This is a genomic window from Microcystis sp. BLCC-F209 (genome assembly GCF_041928595.1).
GTDB lineage: Bacteria > Cyanobacteriota > Cyanobacteriia > Cyanobacteriales > Microcystaceae > Microcystis.
In genome coordinates this window covers 1-19,653 of the sequence record NZ_JBHFLL010000337.1, presented here as the reverse complement: position 1 = coordinate 19,653, position 19,653 = coordinate 1, and the positions used below count along the sequence as shown (strand labels likewise).

At 43.0% G+C, this 19,653-nt stretch carries 15 protein-coding genes and 1 pseudogene; 9 read left to right on the top strand and 7 right to left on the bottom strand.

What is annotated here, in order from left to right:
- The 3 genes and pseudogenes from ACE1AQ_RS22830 to ACE1AQ_RS22820 form a co-directional block, all read left to right on the top strand.
- Nucleotides 1-1,068: pseudogene (locus tag ACE1AQ_RS22830) on the top strand (hypothetical protein); the annotation flags it as partial.
- A gap of 356 nt (nt 1,069-1,424) precedes the next feature.
- Nucleotides 1,425-2,390 carry an o-succinylbenzoate synthase gene (locus ACE1AQ_RS22825; protein WP_110545056.1) on the top strand — a complete coding sequence of 322 codons (966 nt, stop codon included), beginning with the start codon at nt 1,425-1,427 and terminating at the stop codon, nt 2,388-2,390.
- The gene (locus tag ACE1AQ_RS22820) at nt 2,366-3,709 is read left to right on the top strand and encodes a 2-succinylbenzoate--CoA ligase (RefSeq protein ID WP_110545054.1); all 1,344 of its coding nucleotides are present in this window, start codon (nt 2,366-2,368) and stop codon (nt 3,707-3,709) included. The genes ACE1AQ_RS22825 and ACE1AQ_RS22820 overlap by 25 nt, the downstream gene beginning before the upstream one ends.
- Before the next feature lie 127 nt (nt 3,710-3,836).
- On the opposite strand, the gene ACE1AQ_RS22815 is transcribed toward ACE1AQ_RS22820, so the two are convergent.
- Together ACE1AQ_RS22815 and ACE1AQ_RS22810 are read right to left on the bottom strand one after the other, a co-directional pair.
- Nucleotides 3,837-4,520: a M48 family metallopeptidase gene (locus tag ACE1AQ_RS22815; RefSeq protein WP_110545052.1), complete on the bottom strand. Its 684-nt coding sequence runs from the start codon at nt 4,518-4,520 to the stop codon at nt 3,837-3,839.
- Nucleotides 4,521-4,552: 32 nt separating this feature from the next.
- Nucleotides 4,553-7,666, bottom strand: a complete 3,114-nt coding sequence (locus tag ACE1AQ_RS22810) for a type I restriction endonuclease subunit R (RefSeq protein WP_110545050.1) — start codon at nt 7,664-7,666, stop codon at nt 4,553-4,555.
- 323 nt (nt 7,667-7,989) lie between these two features.
- On the opposite strand from ACE1AQ_RS22810, the gene ACE1AQ_RS22805 reads away from it, so the two are divergent.
- A complete protein-coding gene (locus ACE1AQ_RS22805; RefSeq protein ID WP_374809276.1) occupies nt 7,990-8,256 on the top strand; it encodes a hypothetical protein in 267 nt (88 codons plus the stop codon).
- A gap of 70 nt (nt 8,257-8,326) precedes the next feature.
- Here the strand turns inward: ACE1AQ_RS22805 and ACE1AQ_RS22800 are convergent, their stop codons facing one another.
- The 4 genes from ACE1AQ_RS22800 to ACE1AQ_RS22785 all read right to left on the bottom strand — a co-directional run bounded on the left by ACE1AQ_RS22800 (nt 8,327) and on the right by ACE1AQ_RS22785 (nt 13,061).
- A complete protein-coding gene (locus tag ACE1AQ_RS22800) occupies nt 8,327-8,572 on the bottom strand; it encodes a UPF0175 family protein (protein ID WP_374809274.1) in 246 nt (81 codons plus the stop codon).
- Between the two features lie 233 nt (nt 8,573-8,805).
- Nucleotides 8,806-10,113, bottom strand: a complete 1,308-nt coding sequence (locus tag ACE1AQ_RS22795; RefSeq protein WP_106909421.1) for a restriction endonuclease subunit S — start codon at nt 10,111-10,113, stop codon at nt 8,806-8,808.
- A gap of 39 nt (nt 10,114-10,152) precedes the next feature.
- A complete protein-coding gene (locus ACE1AQ_RS22790; RefSeq protein WP_046660763.1) occupies nt 10,153-10,368 on the bottom strand; it encodes a hypothetical protein in 216 nt (71 codons plus the stop codon).
- 23 nt (nt 10,369-10,391) lie between these two features.
- Nucleotides 10,392-13,061 (bottom strand): type I restriction-modification system subunit M, encoded by a 2,670-nt coding sequence (locus ACE1AQ_RS22785; RefSeq protein ID WP_374809272.1) that lies wholly within the window; start codon nt 13,059-13,061, stop codon nt 10,392-10,394.
- A 209-nt stretch (nt 13,062-13,270) separates the two neighbouring features.
- Here ACE1AQ_RS22785 and ACE1AQ_RS22780 point away from each other — a divergent pair, with 209 nt between their 5' ends.
- A complete protein-coding gene (locus ACE1AQ_RS22780) occupies nt 13,271-14,743 on the top strand; it encodes an NADH-quinone oxidoreductase subunit M (protein ID WP_110545040.1) in 1,473 nt (490 codons plus the stop codon).
- A gap of 62 nt (nt 14,744-14,805) precedes the next feature.
- Here the strand turns inward: ACE1AQ_RS22780 and ACE1AQ_RS22775 are convergent, their stop codons facing one another.
- Nucleotides 14,806-15,969: a cysteine desulfurase family protein gene (locus ACE1AQ_RS22775; protein WP_110545038.1), complete on the bottom strand. Its 1,164-nt coding sequence runs from the start codon at nt 15,967-15,969 to the stop codon at nt 14,806-14,808.
- A gap of 365 nt (nt 15,970-16,334) precedes the next feature.
- Between ACE1AQ_RS22775 and ACE1AQ_RS22770 the strand changes: the two genes are divergently transcribed.
- From ACE1AQ_RS22770 to ACE1AQ_RS22755, 4 genes are all read left to right on the top strand, one after another.
- Complete coding sequence (locus ACE1AQ_RS22770) at nt 16,335-17,153, top strand: hypothetical protein (RefSeq protein ID WP_008203813.1); 819 nt, start codon at nt 16,335-16,337, stop codon at nt 17,151-17,153.
- A 140-nt stretch (nt 17,154-17,293) separates the two neighbouring features.
- Nucleotides 17,294-17,695, top strand: a complete 402-nt coding sequence (locus ACE1AQ_RS22765) for a phage integrase SAM-like domain-containing protein (protein ID WP_002740193.1) — start codon at nt 17,294-17,296, stop codon at nt 17,693-17,695.
- 120 nt (nt 17,696-17,815) lie between these two features.
- Complete coding sequence (locus ACE1AQ_RS22760) at nt 17,816-18,391, top strand: DUF4334 domain-containing protein (protein ID WP_008203810.1); 576 nt, start codon at nt 17,816-17,818, stop codon at nt 18,389-18,391.
- A gap of 65 nt (nt 18,392-18,456) precedes the next feature.
- Complete coding sequence (locus tag ACE1AQ_RS22755) at nt 18,457-19,380, top strand: hypothetical protein (RefSeq protein ID WP_008203808.1); 924 nt, start codon at nt 18,457-18,459, stop codon at nt 19,378-19,380.
- Nucleotides 19,381-19,653: the final 273 nt, after the last annotated feature.

The window sequence follows — 19,653 nt, the reverse complement described above, 5'->3', positions numbered from 1 at the left end:
ACTAATAAACTCTATGCTCAAATTGGCAATAATAACCCCACTGTCATCAAAAATGGTGCCACTCAGATTACCACAAATACCTATCCTGGTTGGCAAATCTTAGCCGCAGAAACCGTTAATGGAATTAACCAAGTCCTCTTGAGGAATACATCACAAAACCTTCTATATATATGGAATTTAGATAGCAATTGGAATTGGCAATCTTCCCAGGGAGGGTGGGGATTAAACTCAACCCAAGCTTTCAACCAAGAAACCAATTTCAAACAAGACTTTAATGGCGATGGATTCATCGGTCAACCCTTCACCCCAATCGAAACCTTCGGTAACACCAAATTAGTCCAAGATGCGACTAATAAACTCTATGCTCAAATTGGCAATAATAACCCCACTGTCATCAAAAATGGTGCCACTCAGATTACCACAAATACCTACCCTGGTTGGCAAACCTTAGCAGCAGAAAACGTTAATGGAATTAACCAAGTCCTTCTGAAAAATACATCACAAAATCTTCTATATATATGGAATTTAGATAACAATTGGAATTGGCAATCTTCCCAGGGAGGGTGGGGATTAAACTCAACCCAAGCTTTCAACCAAGAAACCAATTTCAAACAAGACTTTAATGGTGATAATAAGATTGGTAATCCCTTACCCATTATCGGGTCATCAGAAAATAATATTCTCAGTGGTACTCTGGACAATGATATTCTAATTGGTGGCTTAGGTAATGATACTATAACAGGGGGTGCGGGTGGCGATCAATTCACCTTCAACAACCGCAATGAAGGGATTGACACAATTACTGATTTTCTCTCCAGTCAGGGGGATAAAATTGCTGTCTCTGCTGCGGGTTTTGGCGGTGGTTTAGCCGCAGGAGTTGCGATTACAGCCGCTCAATTTGTGTTAGGAACAACTGCATTAAATGGCAGCAATCGCTTTATTTATAATACAATCACTGGAGGATTATTCTTTGATGGGGACGGGACAGGTACACTAGCAGCCATTCAAATTGCAATTCTTAGTTCTAAACCCAGTATTTCTGCCTCTGATATACTTGTATTAGTTTAATCTTAATACAGCTTGTAGGGTGCGTTAGACGGCCAAAAATTGCTGCTTTGACTGGAAGGTGACAATCCGTAGTAACGCACCACCTATCATCGACTGTGATTGTGTGATGGACTATGATTGAAGTAACGCACCACCTATCATCGACTGTGATTGTGTGATGGACTATCATTGAAGTAACGCACTACCTATTATCAACTAAGTAGCTGGTTACAATTAAAGATAAAATACAAAGAATCAGAAGCCTGTCCCACTATCTAAGTGGGTAGAATTAAATATCAGATGAACGTAGTTTGGTTTGAAGCATGAAACCCAACGCCTGCTCATGTTAAGCTTTTCACGACTACTTATAGTTAATCATGTATTTCTGGCAATTTCGTGTTTATCAGCGTCCTTTGCTGCATCCCCTACAAACCCATCACGGACTATGGGAAATTAGGGAAGGAATTATTATTCGCTTAGAAGCGGAAGATGGACGTATTGGATGGGGAGAAATTGCTCCTTTACCTGAATTTGGTTCGGAAACATTATCGGCAGCAATATCATTCTGTCAAAGTCTCGAAAATCCCCTATCAATAACTTCAATTTTTTCTATTCCCGAACAATTTCCCGCTTGTCAATTTGCCTTTGAATCAGCTTTAGAAGATTTGAGTATAGAGAATCAATCAAGAGAATTAGAACCGAAAAAATATAGTTATTTATTACCCACTGGTGCGGCAGTATTTCCCTGTCTGGATGATATTTTAGCCGCTAATCAAACTAATACTTATAAATGGAAAATTGCAGTTAATTCTCTCAAGCAGGAGTTAAACTTATTTGAAAAATTAATTGATCGATTACCCAGGAACATTAAATTGCGTTTAGATGCCAATGGGGGATTAAGTATTACTGACAGTAAAATCTGGTTAAAAATTGCCGATGAATCTAAAATAATTGAATTTATCGAACAACCTTTACCCCCGTCTCAATGGTTAGAAATGTTGCAATTAAGTCAAGATTTTACCACGGGGATTGCTTTAGATGAATCGGTGGCCAATCTTCGACAAATAGAGGAATGTTATCAACGGGGATGGCGAGGAATTTTTGTGATTAAACCTGCTATTACTGGTTCAATACAAGGGTTAAGAAATCTCTGGGAAAAATATCCCTTAGATTTAGTATTTTCCTCGGTTTTAGAAACTAATATCGGCAGAAAATCCGCTTTACGTCTAGCACAAGAATACCCCAGAAAGGAGCGAGCTTTAGGTTTTGGTGTGCAACAATGGTTTAATGATAGTGACCCCGATTGGTTGGAAAAACTGTGGACGACATCAGCAAACAATTAGCATATCTCAGTCAAAAAAATTGGTTATATGGATACAATAGCCAGAAATTTTATCAATTATATAAGTCCTATTGTCAGAAATTTATCGCCGCAGATAATCCTCGATTAACTATACTGCTTGCTGAAGGCAATCCCCTTAAATTCTTAGCGATATTCTTGGCTGCCGTCAGGGTCAAAAGTTGCCTATTTCTAGCTAATCCCGACTGGAAAACTAACGAATGGCAGCAGGTTTTCTCTCTGATTCAACCCGATTATGTTTTTGGTGAAAATATAAAGGTTTTTAACCATAATTCTTCTCCTGTCAATCCTTTGACTAATTCTCTGATGATACCCACAGGGGGAACCTCGGGAAAAATTCGCTTTGCTATCCATAACTGGTTAACTTTAACTGCTTCTGTTAAAGGTTTCTCTGAATATTTTCAAGTCAAGCAGGTTAACTCTTTTTGCCTACTGCCCTTATATCATGTTAGTGGTTTAATGCAGTTTCTGAGAAGTTTTTTAACGGCGGGAGATTTTGCTGTTATTCCTTACCATAAAATCAAACAAAAGCGCATAAATAATCTCAATCTTCAAGATTATTTTATCTCTTTAGTCCCCAGTCAATTACAATTCTTTCTAGAAAATGATCCTCGCTGGTTAGCCAATTTTAAAACAGTTTTCCTAGGAGGTTCCCCTGCATGGCCATCTTTATTAGAAAAAGCTAGAGAATATAATATTTCTCTGTCTCCCACCTATGGAATGACAGAAACTGCCTCACAAATTGTCACCCTTAAACCAGAAGATTTTCGACGAGGCAATAATAGTAGTGGACAGGTATTACCCCATGCTCAGATAAAAATTAATCCCGATAACCAGAAGATTATTATTGAAGCAAAGTCTTTATTTTTAGGCTATTATCCCCATCTTAATCAAGCAAGCTACTTCGAGACCGATGACTTAGGTTACTTGGATGAAAGTGGTTATTTATATATCATTGGTCGGGATAGTCAAAAAATAATTACCGGAGGAGAAAATGTTTATCCTCTTGAGGTAGAAACTGCCATTAGACAAACTAATTTAGTTAAAGATGTGGTGGTTTTAGGGTTGCCAGATGTCAAATGGGGACAGATAATTGTCGCTTTTTATGTACCCGCTAACTCTCAGATAAACCAGACAATTATTCAATCCCAGATTAAAGATAAATTAGTCAATTATAAGCTGCCGAAACATTGGATAAAATTACCAGAGATACCAAAAAGTCCCCAGGGTAAGATTAATCGAACCACTTTAATTAAATTAGCTGAAACTTGTTTTGACACCGAGTCAAACCCCGGACGATAATTATAGCAGTTATCTTAATGGTGAGTTATGAGGGGTTCCTTTTGGGGAGACTCCGAGACGATATAATCGGGTAAAATGGCTATGGGTGCTAATCCCAGCAGATTTAAATTAGGTTTATTTTCCAAAATTAGAGTGACTGTTCCAACATCTGACCGTGTTCTTTAAGCCATTGCTTGGCCTTATCCATAGTAGCAATTTGCGACCTGATAATCTGCCAAAATCGTGGAGTGTGGTTCGATTCAATCAGATGCGCTAACTCATGAACTACCACATAATCAATTACGAACATCGGGGCTTTGATCAATCGCCAGTTAAAGTTAACATTGTCTTGGGGTGTACAAGAACCCCAGCGATATTTGCTATCGGTAATTTTAGCCTGATTAAACCTGACACCAAGCTTTTTAGCATAAAGGTTGACACGAGGAAGTATCTTCTCTTTTGCCTTCTGAATGTACCAATCTTGAAAAATCTCGCCACCATTCTCTGTTAGTGCCTTTGGTACTCGAAAGCGATTGTTAATAAACTTTATTTCTGTCTGATCATCAACCAATTCTAAACGATAGTAGCGCCCTAAATAAAGAAGCGACTCGCCATTAACCAGTTCCTTACCAGGAGGATGAAGTGGGACTTGATACTTCTGCTCGTGGTGAATTTTTTCATAGAGCCACTGCTTGCGTGACTCTACTATTTGCTGGATCTTATCGGGATGAGTACCAGTAGGCACTCTGACGACGATCGAGCGATCACGTTCCACGGTAATGGTCAGGGTCTTACGACTGGAAGAATAAATGATTTTATAGTCAAGTTTCATATTAAAAGTCGCTCAATTTTACTCGATTCAGCCTAAAAAATTCGGTCGTTATTTTTCTCTGCTATTTCCATCACCCGCGAGATAATCTGTTCTCGATTGTCCATAAGATTGGGAATTTGGAAAAAGTCGGGAGAGAGTAACACTTTTTGAATCTCTGCCCTAAGTTTCTTGCGAGCGGGAATGCTCTCCCAAAAGCTAGTTAATTGTAACTCCTGCTCAACAACGGTAAATACCTGTTGAGTGAGAGCGACCATCTGAGAAACCATATCGTCAGTTAATGCCGCTTCTCCAAAACACTCCCGTTTGAACATCCGAAAGAAGGGCAGCTGCTTTTTCCTGTCCAGTCCGTAGGTAGGCTCATTTTTTGCTTCTCTCGCCTTCTGGCGTAGTTTTTCCAGTTCTTGGTAAATCTTGTCCCAATTGTCTTTAAACTCCTCGAAGATGGCTCTCAGTGCTTCAGAAAAGGAGGCTTGCAGTTCGGGATCGTCCACCAGATCGATCTCGATATAGTGGCGGAGAGCGTGTTCGATTGCGGCGGCCTTTGTTTTGACTCGCTGGTGTTTCTGGACATGACTCTCAAAGTCCTTATCCAAGATCGAGATCGGTTTAACTTTCTCGTCGATTCCCCTTGATTGCAGATACTGGTCGGTCAGGGCCCGCAGCTTGGGTGGGATTCCCCTCATACTCAGGCGCTCGTCGCGGAAGTGCTTCCCCGCTAGTATATTCACTGCGGTGAGAGATTGGTAGTCTCTCATATAGTTCAAGGCCTCCTTGGCGGGATAGACCAAGTTAAGGCTGCGGGTCAGCTTCTTGAAGGCCAGCATGAACTCGAATCGCACATCCTCGTCATAGAAGAGGTCGAAAAAGGCATCTTGATCGTTCAGGTCGGTGAGTCCATGTTGCTTCAAGAGTGCGAGGATTTTGCGGTGGTCATCCTCAAGCTGACGGATCTCGTCCTCGGGAAAACTTAAGGTTTCCTCGATTTCTTGCTGCTCCCGCTCGTCGTAGTTATCAATAGCTCGCTTCAGGTGGTGGCCGATGCCTACATAGTCCACGACAAAGCCTTTATCCTTGTTCGCACCGCCGACTCGGTTGACACGGGCGATCGCCTGTAAGAGGTTGTGGGCCTGGATGACCCTATCGAGATACATCACCTGCTCTACTGGGGCATCAAAGCCAGTCAGTAGCATATTATTGACGATGACAATGCCCACATCTCCAGTAATCCCCTCATCCCTTGCGTCAAAGGGCAGTTTAAAGCTTTTAATAGTAGTATCGTGGCGGGTGGAGTTGCTGTATTGCTTGAGGTGGGGTAGGTCATTATGACTGCTGGAGATGACCACATCGGTCTTAAGTCGCTTCAGGCGATCGAGGTTAAGCCGGTGGGGATTCCCCTGCTCCAATTTGGCAATCTCCTCGGCCAGGGCAGCATCTAAATGCTCTTTGTACCGCACCGCCGCCTCCCGGGAAGTCGCCACCACCTGGGCCTTGTAGCCGTTGGGAAAGATGCACTGGAGATAGTGCTGCACCATATCCTTGGCTTTAGCGGCGATGGTGGGATGGGCTTCTAGGTAGGCATCCCGCGAACCATGGCCCAAAATCTGCAGCCGCTCTTGCAGGTTGTACTCACTGAAGACATCGGCAAAAGCCGCATCCATAGCTGTCTGATCAGACACCTCGGCGTTATGGGTGCGCCCGGTGTAAACAATTTCTAGGGTCACGCCGTCCTCGATGGACTGGCCCATGGTGTACTTGTCGATGTAGTCCCCGAAAACTTTCTCAGTTTTGTCGATGGGGGTGCCGGTGTAGCCAATACGGGAAGCGTAGGGGAGAGCTTTGTCGAGGTTTGTCCCCAGCAGGCTGTACTGAGAGCGGTGGGCCTCATCGGTCATCACCAGGATGTTGCTGCTCCGGTTTAGCTCCGGGAAGGTCTCCCGCAGTTCCCGCTCTTGGAATTTGTGGATCATGGCCATGACCAGATCCGAGGAGTCGCTGCGAAGTAGTTCCTTCAGTTTGGCGATGCTATTGGCGGGCTTAACGGTAAAGCCAACACTTTGACCGGTCTCGGCGAGTTGCTGCTCTAGTTGGGTGCGATCGCTGATAAATACCACTTTCCACTGGGAAAGGTTGTTATGGCGGTACATGGCCCGCACCATGAACATCATGGTCAGGGACTTACCTGACCCCTGGGTATGCCAGATAATGCCGCTGCGCTCCCGGGGGGTTTTGCCCTCTAGGAGACGCTCCACGGCTTTCTTGACGGCACGAAACTGCTGATAACGCCCGACGATTTTGATGGTTTCTCCCTTGTTGTTGATGGAGAAAAGGGTGAAGTTGCGAATAATCTCTAGGAGGTTATCGGGGGCAAACATTCCCGCCACCAGTCGCTGCTGGTCATTGGGGGAGCTAATACCGTGTTCTAGTTCTTCTAGGGTGCGGGGATAGGGGTCAGCCCAACGGAAGAAGTATTTTTCGGTGTGGGTGGTAATGGTGCCAAATTTTGCCTGATTGCGGCAGGTAGCTACGACAAACTGGTTATAGAAGAAGAGGGGGACATTTCCCTCGCCCTTAGCGCCGCGCTGTTCGCTGTAGCGGAGGAGTTGCTCGATCGCCTCGGCAATGGGTTCTTTGACTTTGGGAGATTTACATTCAATGACCACCACTGGCAGCCCATTGAGGAAGAGGACAATATCGGGGATGATGTGGTTTTCTGTGCCTAGAATCCGCACCTTAAACTGGCAAACGGCGATGAAGCGGTTGTTATTTGGGTGGTCAAAGTCGATAAACCTGACGGTGGGGCTTTTTTCGCCTGTTTTACGGTTCTCTGAGACGCTGGTATTCTCCTGAAGCAGTTTAAAGACGTGGCGGTTATTTTCCAGTAGGTTGGTGCTGGGGAAGTTGGCGGTGAGTTGTTTGATGGCTTCTTCTATTTGGTCGGTTTCTAGCCAGGGGTTGATGATTGTAAGCTGTTCTCGCAGCACTGGCAGCATCACCACCTCGGTAAAGCTTTCTCTAAAAGTATCCTGTGGTTTTTGTTTTGTCTCTAAATCCAATATTTCCCAATCTAAACCGTACAGTTGGTCAAGTAAGGGCTTTTCGACCCCGTTGCGCTCATCGAGTTTGATAGGTTGAGGTGTTTTGTTCATGACCAGATAACCTTTATTTAACTGTATTTATGAGGTTTTTCGTCTAAATCTTCTTGAGGGAACAGGGAACAGGGTTAAATTGTACTTCTCTGATAAGTAGCTGGTTATAATTAAATTTAAAATGGATTTTAGGTTCGATCCCCCCTTCCCCCCTTGATAAGGGGGGTGCCGATCCCCCCTGCCCCCCTTGATAAGGGGGGTGCCGATAGGCGGGGGGATCCCCCTTAATAAGGGGGGCATCTGATAATTTTTAACACCTAGCCACTTATGAGAAACGCTATAATAGGTTATTATACATAAAAAATATTTAAGCATTAACGGATATGAACAACCAACTGGTTAAAACTTTAGCACAAATTATTAGATCCCTTTCTGAAGAAGAAAAACAACAACTAGAAAGAGAATTAACATCTAATGGAGCAATAGAAGCAATAAAAGACTATCAAAAATTATCTTTTTGTCAAACGGCTACCCCTGAAGAATGGATAAAAGCTTTTGAAGAATGGGCAGAAAGTCATAAAGATAAGAATTTTCCCCAATTATCTGATCAAGATATTAGCCGAGAAAGTATCTATGGAGAACGGGGTTAAATGTCTTATACTAAATCCGTTGAGTAACGCACAGAAAACGGGTTTCTCCGAGAAACCCGTTTTCTACTCATCAAATGTCACGCTCTGACAGCAATCTCTGCATTTGAATCTGATTTATTCCCAATATTTCCCTTGCTGTCCCTAGACTGATTTTATTTTGCTCAAATAGGGAAATAGTTGTTTCTCGCAAAGTGTCAGTATTGCTATCTTCTAAGATGATGACGCGGATCTGTTTACCTTCCCATTCAGAAGAATATTCGGCGGGAATGCTGACTATTCCGTTTTTTAGGATGGTTTTAAATTCGATCGCTTGCATGGTAAATCTATGGGCAAGGGAGTTATGTTTAGTTTAGCGAATCGTCTGATATCGAGATCATGGGATATAGATCGCCTGAGCAGTTTGGTGACTTGGCGAGGTCAATCAGGGCGTTACGATATTTTTTGATGCCACGCCGAGCGATTTCCATTTTTTTGGCAAAGTCTGGGTATATGTTTAAGTTTTTGTGATTTGTGGGTGTTTGCTCTGGTTGCATAGGTTTGACCGATGAATCAATTTGCTGCTGTTTTTTGGTTGAGGAGGTCGGTAACTCGAACTTTGCCAGTCAGTAGGTCTTGCATCAGTCCGGTTTTTAATATTTTCAATTTCTCTAAAGATAAAGTTTCTCTTTTAATTAATGATTGATGTTGATCTAAAGTTTTAGATATTTTAACTTGTTCATATAACATTGGCTTTGCAAAATTAAGAGATGCAATTTCACTTTGAAATAGATTAGGCTGTGCCGCTTGACGTTGACTAATTTGTATTTGTGTTTGAAGCAAATCAGATTGTAGAACCCATTCAGCAAATCGAGGCTGAATCTCGGACTTATTTAGTTTGACTAATGCTGCACTTCTCACCAATACGCACTTTAACCATGTGGGAACCTCACACACACGTCCAATAGTTCCTGAACAAGAAATGAGAATATCTCCTGATTCTGGATAGCATCGTCTAATCATTCTCTGATATTCATATTCAGGCACATAGTCAACATCTGACAGATCAATACTTCCATTTAAAACGTTCCTTGCACTTAATAGAAAAATGCCGTCAATACTTCGCTTAGGTGTGTGGTGATCACCATCTGTAATCTTGATCGAAATATCATTAATTGTTTTCACCTCCCACTCAACCGGAATCCTTCCAAGCGGTGAATCCTTAAACTCATGGGTTTCTTCACTGCGAATATTGCCATTTTCATCAATTCCTTTGGTGAGCAAGTCCTGCATTAGTCCGGTTTTGATGCGCTGCTGCTTGGCAATTAGGGCTTCGGTTTGCTCAATCGCGCGGTCTATTGTTGAGAGGATGGTGGCGATTTGGGTTTGTTCTTTAATTGGGGGCAAAGGAATGTGCATTTTTTGTAAATGCGTCGGTCCAACGTTAACTTGAGCACTTCCTTGTGTTTGAAGCTGATGCTGTATTTTGAAGTGAAAAGACTCCAGAAAAAATTTTATGTAATTATTTGCTAACCTTTTTTCGTCTTGAGTCCTAAATCGGATAGTTGAAGTATTAAGTAGCAAAGGTAAATCTTCATCAAAAATAAGGGCGATTTTTCCTATTGTTCCTGAACTTGAAAAAACCCAATCATTTACATCTAATTGAAAGTGTTTATACTCACCATTTCCCAATTTTTGAGATATAAATTGACATGAACTTCTATCAATTCGACCATTAACAAAACAACGAATATTAATGAATGGAATTCCTTCTTTTGTGAATTTATCACTTGTGATACCTGGACCTTCTTGAAAAAAGAGAACTTCAGGAAGTCTCAATAATTCCCAATCTGCTGGAAACTGCCCAGTAAGCTCATTCATAACAAATACCTCAACTTAATCAAAAAAACATTTAAAAACTCAAGAGTTCCTTATCTCACTTTGATATTCTAAAGGATCGATAGTTAGTTGAATGCTACCCGCATAAGCTGCGAGTGCTTTAAAAGACTCTGTACTATCTTCCTGTTCACTTTCCTGCAATAATGCCTCAATTTTTTGCCAATCTTGGTAATTAATAATTACCGCCACTGGCTTCAGATTTTCATCTGTGACAAATTGCTTTTTAATAGACTGCATAACCTGCTCCTAACTGACTTAATTTATTCCCTATACCCTAGTTTAACCAAAAACTCATTTAATTCTCCTAAAGTCTGCTCTCGCTGGGCCTCCATTTCCTGACTTGATACCGCATACTTATCCCAAAGATTCTCAACCTTAGCGACAAGTCCCCGCTTTTCCCCATTCAAGTAACGATTAAGCTGCTCCGATACCCAATCATAGAGCTTTTTTAGAATCAATTTTTTCGCTTCTTCATCCCTTAACTGTCCTCCTATTTCAGTCAGTAATCCCTCAGGATAAGATAATTTAATCTCCAAGGCTTTCTTATCCTTATTAAGCGCGTTAATCTTGGCCTTTTCTTCCTTTTTACTTGCATTTAACCCCATAAGCTGATTTTGTACCTGCTCAAGTAATTCAACAGTTTCAGCCTTAAATTCCTCATCCCCAACCCGTTTTAAGCGCAGCTTTAACTCAAGCTGACTCTGCTTTTCTTTAAGTGTATTCTTAAGTAACTTGATCCGGTTCTCAATGTCAGTAATAACATTGTATTCTTGTTGGTAATATTGGCGCTCTCTGGCTGCTGAATCGCCCTGGGATTGCTTCAGGTCATCTATCAACTCTTTAAGCCATTTCTTAATCGATGCGGCGCTAACAGTTTCTTCCTCTTCTGGTTCATAATTCGCCACCTCTTGCGCTGATTCCACCGCTTCGCTTAACTCCCCTTGGACTGCACTAATCTTACTTTCCAGTTCCTCAATTGCTGCCTCTTCCGCCTGAAAAAATGCCGCTAATAAATACTGATCAGGGATAAGAGTATGATGCCAGCCAGTGTTAATAATAGTCTTTAGATCATAGCGAATCTGCTGCCACCAGTTAACAAACACCCCCGCCGATTTAAACTCATCTAAAACCCCCAAAGGAATCAGCTGCTGTTTGAGGCTGCTCAGTAATTGCTGCCGCACTTGGGGCATAATATTATTCCCCTCCAACTTGGCAAAATCATCCCGCGCTTCTCGCCACCAATTTTTAAGCGTAGTATAGTGGTCGCTTATCCTTGCTTGTAAATCGGGATTAGCTTCCAGATTCTCTTTAATAGCGGCTTTCGTGGCAATTTCTGGGCAAAAACTAGCATAGCCGGGGCGTAGGGGCTTAAATAGGGTATTTGTATTGATGCCAAACTTAGCAAAAGTATCCTGTTGTGCGGCAATTTCAGCCTGCGGAATACCCCCCATCAAGTGAGCTTTTACATCCTCCGGTTCCGGATCTGGCGTATTATCCACATAGCGGCGAATATTAAGATTAAAGTCGTGTTTTTCGACAATTTCCGACTTATCTACCAAGCGGCTATATTTGGGATATTCTCGCTTGTGGGTGAAGACATAATCGATCTTTTCAATGTCTTCGGGGCGCAATTTATTCTGGTTCTTTCCCTCAGCATATTCTCGATCGGCATTAATAAAAAGGATTTTATCGCGTAATTCATCAGGTTTATTTTTATTCACCACCAACACACAGGCCGGGATACCCGTGCCATAAAATAACCCCGGGGGCAAACTAATAATCGCCTCAATCAGATCATCCTCAATTAAGATCTCTCGAATCAGCTTCTCTTTCCCCCCCCGAAATAGCACCCCATGGGGCATGATAGTGGCCATGTGGCCGTCGGGTTTAAGACTGGCAATCATGTGCTGGACAAACATCAGATCCGCCTTTTTCCCCTTTTCCGGGCAGAATTCGCGAAAGCGGTTGGTAAACTTGAGATTAGCCCGGCTGTAATCCTGGGAAAAGGGCGGATTAGCCAGAACTCGGTCAAACTTGCGAATCTGTCCGTTTTCTAAAATGAGCGGATCTTCGAGAGTATCCCCGTTTTCAATGGTGAAGCGGGTGATGTTGTGGAGGATCATATTCATATTACAAATTGACCAGACCGTACCATTAGAATCCTGTCCGTAGAGTGCCAGATTCTGGGGGTTTTGCCCCTGTTCCTCCACATATTGATAGGACTGGATAAGGAAACCGCCCGACCCCACGGTAGGGTCATAGATAGTATGGCCCGCTTGGGGTTTAACCAACTGTACCAACAGCCGCACCACCTCGGCCGGCGTGTAAAATTCTCCCCCTTTCTTCCCGGCACTATCGGCAAAGTATTTGATTAGGTACTCGTAGGCTGCACCCAATAGGTCGGGAAACTCAAAATTATCGTTGACCAGCACAAATTGGGGCTGATTGAAATGATCTAGTAAATCCTTCCATTTTTGGTCAGGTATCTTGGTTTTGCCCTTGGTGGCATTAAAATCGATGTTATTCTTCAGCACTCCCGCCAAGGCATCGTTAGCATCCTCTACCGCCGCTAATGCCTTATTGAGCATATTGCCGATGTCCTGCTTAAGGTGTTTGAGCGGCGGGACTTCCTGGCCGTTTTCGTCGCGCCAAGATTGATGCCAGCGAGCGCGAGGAGGTACGAAAAATGTTTCTCCATAGGAGGTTTCGCCTTCTAGGAGTTCGGCCAGCAGCGACGGGTCTGGGATGTGTGCATATTGTTTCTTGAGTTGCGCTTGCTTGCGCTCAAACTCGTCTGACAAGCGTTTGAGGAACAACATCCCAAAGATAAATTCTTTGAACTCGGAAGCGTCCATTTTGCCGCGAAGAATGTCCGCCGCCTTAAATAGAAAGCCTTCGAGTTGACTGAGAGTGATCTTTTCTTGTTTCATCGTTAGTTAAGTTAAGTAGGTAGGCACAATTATTTGTAGGATGGGTTAGCGGTAGCGTAACCCATGCGGGCGTTGGGTTTCATGCTTCAACCCAACCTACGTTCATTTTATATTTAATTCCACCCACCCACTTAAATGTTCACCAGTTTATATTGCTAAAGATTGACCGCTCAGGCAATAATGGGAAGGTTTATCATGCCCATTAAAGAATGCTCAACGCTTTTATTTGGCTACCGATTATAGGGGCGATACTGATTGCCTACACGCCTCTAGAGGCGAAAAAAGTGCGAGGATTAGCTCTAACTCTTGCTGTCGTTCTCTTACTGCTTAATATTCTCCTTGGCTGGCAATTTGACCCTAGTAACCCGCAAATGCAGTTCACGGTTAACCTGCCTTGGATTAATTTCCTCGGTTTCAATTATGCCCTCGGTGTTGATGGATTGTCATTCTCATTACTTTTTCTTAACAGCATCTTGACAATAATTGCTCTTTATGCTAGTGGTACAGAGGTTAACCGACCGAAATTTTACTATTCTCTGCTCTTGTTACTCAATGCCGGAGTAGCGGGGGCCTTTCTAGCGCAGGATTTACTGCTATTTTTCCTATTTTACGAATTAGAAATCGTCCCGCTTTACTTTCTCATTGCCATTTGGGGGGGTCAAAGACGCGGTTATGCGGGCATGAAATTTTTATTATACACGGCAATTTCAGGCTTTTTAGTGCTAATCTCTTTCCTCGGCTTAGTTTGGCTAACCGGTGCTGATAATTTCGCCTATAATCCCCTTTTATCGAATAATTTAGACGTTAAAACCCAATTACTGCTCCTCATCCCCCTTCTGATTGGATTAGCCATCAAAATCCCGATTTTTCCCTTTCATACTTGGCTACCGGATGCCCACGTCGAAGCATCTACCCCCGTTTCTGTGCTTTTAGCGGGAATATTACTCAAATTAGGAACCTATGGACTGCTGCGCTTTGGAGTCGGTTTATTTCTTGACGCTTGGGTGACTATCGCCCCTTGGTTAGCAACGATAGCAGCTATCAGCGCCCTCTACGGGGCCAGTTGCGCTATTGCCCAAAAGGATATGAAAAAAGTAGTCGCCTATTCTTCCATTTCCCACATGGCCTATATTTTACTAGCGGCGGCGGCCACCACCAGATTAAGCATCACCGCGGCGATTTTGCAGATGATTAGTCACGGTTTAATTTCCGCTTTGTTATTTTTGTTGGTGGGAGTAGTGTATAAAAAAACCGGCAGCCGGGATGTGGATTATCTACGCGGTTTATTAAATCCAGAAAGAGGTTTACCAATCACGGGAATGTTAATGATTTTAGCGGCCATGGCCAGCGCCGGCATCCCCGGAATGGTGGGATTTATCGCCGAATTTTTGGTCTTTCGTGGCAGTTTCCCGATTTTTCCGATACAAACGCTCTTATGTTTGGTCGCTAGTGGTTTAACCGCAGTATATTTTCTCCTGATGATTAATCGGGTTTTCTTTGGTCGTTTAACCCCTGAATTATCGCGCATTCCCCGCAGTACCTGGCCCGAAAGATTTCCGGAAATTGCTTTGGCTTTATTTATTATTGTTTTGGGATTACAACCGAGTTGGATGATTCACTGGAGTGAAAACCAAGCATCAATGTTATTAACTGGCACGGCAATCAGTCAAAGGCAATCATAGAAAGCTTTTCTGGAATTTTTCCAACCTAGACCGAAACTAACTTGTGGATAGGAGCCGAAACGTCAAAAATTTTTGGCTTTGCGGAGGGAATTAACCGTTAAAACCACCTGTTCCCCCACCAGTTCAATTTCTTCTAAAGTATTAAAACGACTCAACCCGAAGCGCAGGGAGGCATAAGCGAGAGATTCGGGGCGACCCAAGGCAGTTAAAACGTGAGAGGGGGCGGTATGGCTAGAAGAACAGGCAGAACCGGAGGAAAGCGCCACTATTGGCTGTAATCCTAACAATAACGCCGCACCGTCCACCCCTTCAATACTAATATTCAAATTTCCGGCTAATCTTTGGCTAGGATGACCATTGAGATAAATTCTGTCTAATTGACTGATAATCTCCCATAAACGGGCTTTTAACTGATTTAAGTGGCTATTATCTTGTTCTATCGCTTTGATGCCCAATTCTACCGCCTTGGCAAAACCGACAATTTGCGGTGTAAATAGTGTACCCGATCGCAGTCCTTTTTCCTGTCCTCCCCCTTGAATTTGAGCGGCGAGACGGACTCTAGGGTTTCGGCGCCGGACGTACAGCGCACCGATTCCCTTTGGTCCGTGGACTTTGTGGGCAGTTAAGGACATCATATCTATATTCATTTCCTCCACATCTAGGGGAATTTTGCCGATTGCTTGGGCCGCATCCGTATGAAAAAGCACCTGATACTGGCGACAAATCGCCCCAATTGCCGCTAAAGGTTGAATCACCCCAATCTCGTTATTAGCAGCCATAATTGACAGCAAAATCGTGTCAGGACGTAAAGATTTTTCTAGTAATTCCAAGTCAATTAAGCCATCACCACTGACGGGTAAAATTGTCACCTCAAAACCCAATTTTTCCAGATAATGACAGGGATCTAAAACGGCGCGATGTTCTGTCATCACCGTAACTATGTGCCGTCCCTTGGCGAAATAAGCTTCGGCCACCCCTTTGATAGCCAGGTTATTGGCCTCTGTTGCTCCACTGGTAAAAATAATTTCTTCGGGACTACTATTAATAGCAGCGGCGATTGTTTCTCTTGCCTGTTTAACCGCAGCCTCGGCTGTCCAACCATAGACATGATTAATACTACTGGCATTACCAAAGTGTTCGGTAAAATAGGGCAACATCGCCGCCAGAACTTGCGGCTCTAGCGGTGTCGTGGCGTGGCAATCTAGATAAATCGGCTTTTGAGACATATTTTTCCCTTGCGGGGGATTTGGGAAGGAGATATCCTCTGTTTTAAGAGAATCTCTGAAAGTGCATTGCTAATCTATGTTAACAAAAAAGTATCGGATAAGTAGGTAGGCACAATTATTTGTAGGATGGGTTAGCGGTAGCGTAACCCATGCGGGCGTTGGGTTTCATGCTTCAATCCAACCTACGTTCATTTTATATTTAATTCCACCCACCCACTCAGCAGTCAACAGCTGACGACTCAGACCAGAACTTTAAGATTTAATAATGAGAGCGCAATCGCTCCCTGACAGCAGTTACAATTCCCCTATTCCAATGTTGTTCAGCAACCCAACAGGATTAATAACACATATTTTCTGGCTCAATCATGGCTAAAAAATCGAAGGCATTTAGTGAACTGCTCAGGCTGCAGAAAATGTCCCAAGGATCCGAAAAACCCTTGAAAAGCTTTGAGAAGAAATTAAGAGAAAAGTCATCGGCTTTCAAGGAAATTGTCGTCTCTCCTTCTGGGGAAGTCACAATGTCGGAAGTTCTGGAGGATTTTATCGAGCCTTACCGCAAATCCAATGAAACGAAGGGATCTATGCGAACACTGCTGACCATAGGGATAATCGCTTGGAATCTGGCGTTGTCCCCCGAATCAAAGCGGCAAGAGATGATAGACCGAGTTTTTAATAAAGACCTTCTTAAAGGAGATAAAAGGCTCAAGGCGGATATTCAAGGGCTAATCGAGGAGCTAATCGCTAGGAAAAACCGTTATTTCTCGGAAAACAAGCGGATGATTGTGGATTTTGAGTTAAAAGAGCTAGGAAGCGAGTATCATCTCTCGGTTGCCTCCAGCTTGTCGCCCGAATTTTCCGAGTCAGAGTTTGCCTTCAAAGTCGGCGACTCGGTCATCGTCAAACAGGGTGTACTTGACCCAGATTTGGGGACTGACATCGGTGGTTGGCAAGGAAGAATTGTGACAATTGAGCGGCAGAGCAATCTCATCGGCATTGAATGGGATAGCATCACCCTGAAAAACATCCCCAGTTCGGTGATTGACCAGTGTGAACTGGAAAACTTAGACTGGACTCAAATGTGCCTCTTCTCAACGGATGTGGAATTAACCCAACCTCGAGATACAGAAGAAGATGTGGCCGCCATCATTGAGCAAATTGAGTCTAACATCGTTGAAGCTATTTAGCAGAAAAGAGAAAGGCGATTCAGGCGGTTGGCCGACCTTGACCATGAGGAGAAAATGGCGGCTTTAGACGCTTGGAAAAAAAGACTTGATTCATTACCCTATTGACCATCGAGCAGCGATTTAGAGGAGAGAAATTTGAGATGGATGATTCCCAGAAATATGAGGCTGACTGTCAAAAGATAAGAAAAGTCAATCATGAATTACTAAAGGATTTCGAGAGTTGGCTAGAATCGTCAGGTTTGTCGGAAAAAACCATTAATAATCATATTTCAAATATAGATTTTTATATCAACGAATATTTACTCTATGAGGATGCAGTAGAAGCTAAAGACGGGGTAGATATGGTCGGTGACTTTTTGGGTTATTGGTTTATCAAAAAGGCCCTGTGGGCCAGTCAATCAAGCCTCAAGGCTAACGCAGGTAGTCTGAAAAAGTTCTACACTTTCTTACTGGAAAAAGGCCTAATAGATAAAGATGATTTGCGAGAACTTAAAGAAACCATCAAGGAAGAAATGAGTGAATGGCTGGAAACCCTAGAGTGATACGATGACCCATTGAGTGAAGATATGTGGGATGTTTGGTGATTTTAGCCGAGGGGCAATCCCCCAGCCTCTGGCTGAGAAGCTATAATATCATTGTCAGGACACAAGGAGAGCGAGACAATGGAAACATTAGAATTAGAAAGCTGCCAGTCGATTCTTAAAGCTGGTCAAACGACGACCGAAAGAGCGTTAGAATTATTTGACGCTCTCGAACCCGTGAGTTTAGACTTTATGCTCGGTGTTTGGCAAGGTTCTGGACTTCAGACAAATCACCCCATGGATGGTTTATTAGAAGCATCTAATTGGTATGGTAAAGAGTTTGTCGATACCGAGAATGTCCACCCCCTGTTATTTTTAGATGGTCAGGGAAAAATTTTTAAGGTAGCACCCAATCCCACGGCCATGAACTGGATTGTTAAGCTGCCGATACTGAAAAATAATTCTCTGAAACCTTTACTGATGCTGACCAACTCCTTGCTAAAAACAGAGACAAGTCAGGCTAGACTGCGAATGATGGAATATCGGGACAAAGTCAGCGCCACGATGATTTATGATTATTTGCCGATTAATGACTCTTTTCGGAAAGTAGATGATAATACGGTGCTGGGAATTATGGATTTTAAAAACTCTCCCCAGCCTTTCTTTTTTGTTCTCAAGCGATGTCAAAGACCTCTTAATTCTTCCGGTTCGATTTAAACCTTTCATTATTGACGATATAATAAGATTATTACCGTCCTTTTTCGGCTCGATTATCAATTGCAATGACTCGCCAAATTCACGACCAATTTGCTAAGGAGTATTTAGAGGAATTGTTAGCACCTCTAGGGACAATTAGAAAGAGCAAGAAAGTAAAAAGTGAGGTTCAAGAAATTGATGTCTGGTTTGAACCGGCCAGTTCACCATCAAGGAATAAACTCCCTTTAGGGTTACTCGGAAAAATGGCGGCGACTTCCTGCTTGTTTGAACCTTTCCGCAACTCTCCCTCAGAAATAGAGATTCGCAGTTGTATATCAAAGTTATATACTGTTCATAATGACCTCCTAAGGAAGGCGAAACGCTCAAACAAAGCTCTGACTGCAGCAGAATTGCCAGTTTTATGGATTTTAACGCCCACCTTTTCAGCTAGAATGATTCAAGGATTCAGGGCTGACAGCGATGAGAGTAATTGGTTGAAAGGGGTTTACTTTTTAGCTGACTTCCTCAAAACAGCCATAGTCGCCATCCATCAATTACCGGTGAATGAAGACACTTTATGGTTGAGGGTTTTAGGAAAAGGAGGAACTCAGAAACGAGCCGTAGAAGAGTTAGTTGAACTTCCCCAACCTAACCCTTTTCGAGAAAATTTACTAGAAATCTTGGCCAACTGGCGCAAGAATTTAGAGTTGAGGGATAATTTAAGTACAGAGGAACAGGAGGTCATTATGAACTTATCACCAGCTTATCTAAAGCAGCGAGAAGATTGGAAAGAAGAGGGAAAACAAGAAGGAAAACAAGAAGGCACTTTAGAAGAACGTCAATCGATGATAGCCAGTCTTCTGGAAGGAAGGTTCGGAACTCTAGATTCGGAATTATCCGCTCTGGTGGAACGAATTGCCCAACTTCCCATCTCGGAACGCACCGAGTTAATTCTTTCTCTGGCGAATTTATCCCGCTCCGCACTATTAGAAAGATTGAGAGACAATTAAATTTTCAGTCCGCTTCAGCCTTAAATCCTGATGGTGGAGAGAGTCCCTAGTCTGACATGGATTCCCATCATACTAAAAGGTTAGCAAAAATTTTTGAGTTTGTCAAGTCTTTTGCTAAAAAAAGGCTGAAATTTTTTGGCTCTCTTAGGTTTGGTGGGCAAAATGTATTCTAAGATACATTCTTCCTAGCGAGCGAGTGGAAGGAACCACAAAGACACAAAGGACACAAAGATTGATCGATCCTATATAAGTTAAACTTATCACACAGAACCT

Bases quoted from the DNA above. Each gene is read 5' to 3' on its own strand.
- ACE1AQ_RS22825 (WP_110545056.1), top strand. From the start codon at position 1,425: ATGTATTTCTGGCAATTTCGTGTTTATCAGCGTCCTTTGCTGCATCCC.
- ACE1AQ_RS22815 (WP_110545052.1), bottom strand. From the start codon at position 4,520: ATGAAACTTGACTATAAAATCATTTATTCTTCCAGTCGTAAGACCCTG.
- ACE1AQ_RS22810 (WP_110545050.1), bottom strand. From the start codon at position 7,666: ATGAACAAAACACCTCAACCTATCAAACTCGATGAGCGCAACGGGGTC.
- ACE1AQ_RS22805 (WP_374809276.1), top strand. From the start codon at position 7,990: ATGAACAACCAACTGGTTAAAACTTTAGCACAAATTATTAGATCCCTT.
- ACE1AQ_RS22800 (WP_374809274.1), bottom strand. From the start codon at position 8,572: ATGCAAGCGATCGAATTTAAAACCATCCTAAAAAACGGAATAGTCAGC.
- ACE1AQ_RS22795 (WP_106909421.1), bottom strand. From the start codon at position 10,113: ATGAATGAGCTTACTGGGCAGTTTCCAGCAGATTGGGAATTATTGAGA.
- ACE1AQ_RS22790 (WP_046660763.1), bottom strand. From the start codon at position 10,368: ATGCAGTCTATTAAAAAGCAATTTGTCACAGATGAAAATCTGAAGCCA.
- ACE1AQ_RS22785 (WP_374809272.1), bottom strand. From the start codon at position 13,061: ATGAAACAAGAAAAGATCACTCTCAGTCAACTCGAAGGCTTTCTATTT.
- ACE1AQ_RS22780 (WP_110545040.1), top strand. From the start codon at position 13,271: ATGCTCAACGCTTTTATTTGGCTACCGATTATAGGGGCGATACTGATT.
- ACE1AQ_RS22775 (WP_110545038.1), bottom strand. From the start codon at position 15,969: ATGTCTCAAAAGCCGATTTATCTAGATTGCCACGCCACGACACCGCTA.
- ACE1AQ_RS22770 (WP_008203813.1), top strand. From the start codon at position 16,335: ATGGCTAAAAAATCGAAGGCATTTAGTGAACTGCTCAGGCTGCAGAAA.
- ACE1AQ_RS22765 (WP_002740193.1), top strand. From the start codon at position 17,294: ATGGATGATTCCCAGAAATATGAGGCTGACTGTCAAAAGATAAGAAAA.
- ACE1AQ_RS22760 (WP_008203810.1), top strand. From the start codon at position 17,816: ATGGAAACATTAGAATTAGAAAGCTGCCAGTCGATTCTTAAAGCTGGT.
- ACE1AQ_RS22755 (WP_008203808.1), top strand. From the start codon at position 18,457: ATGACTCGCCAAATTCACGACCAATTTGCTAAGGAGTATTTAGAGGAA.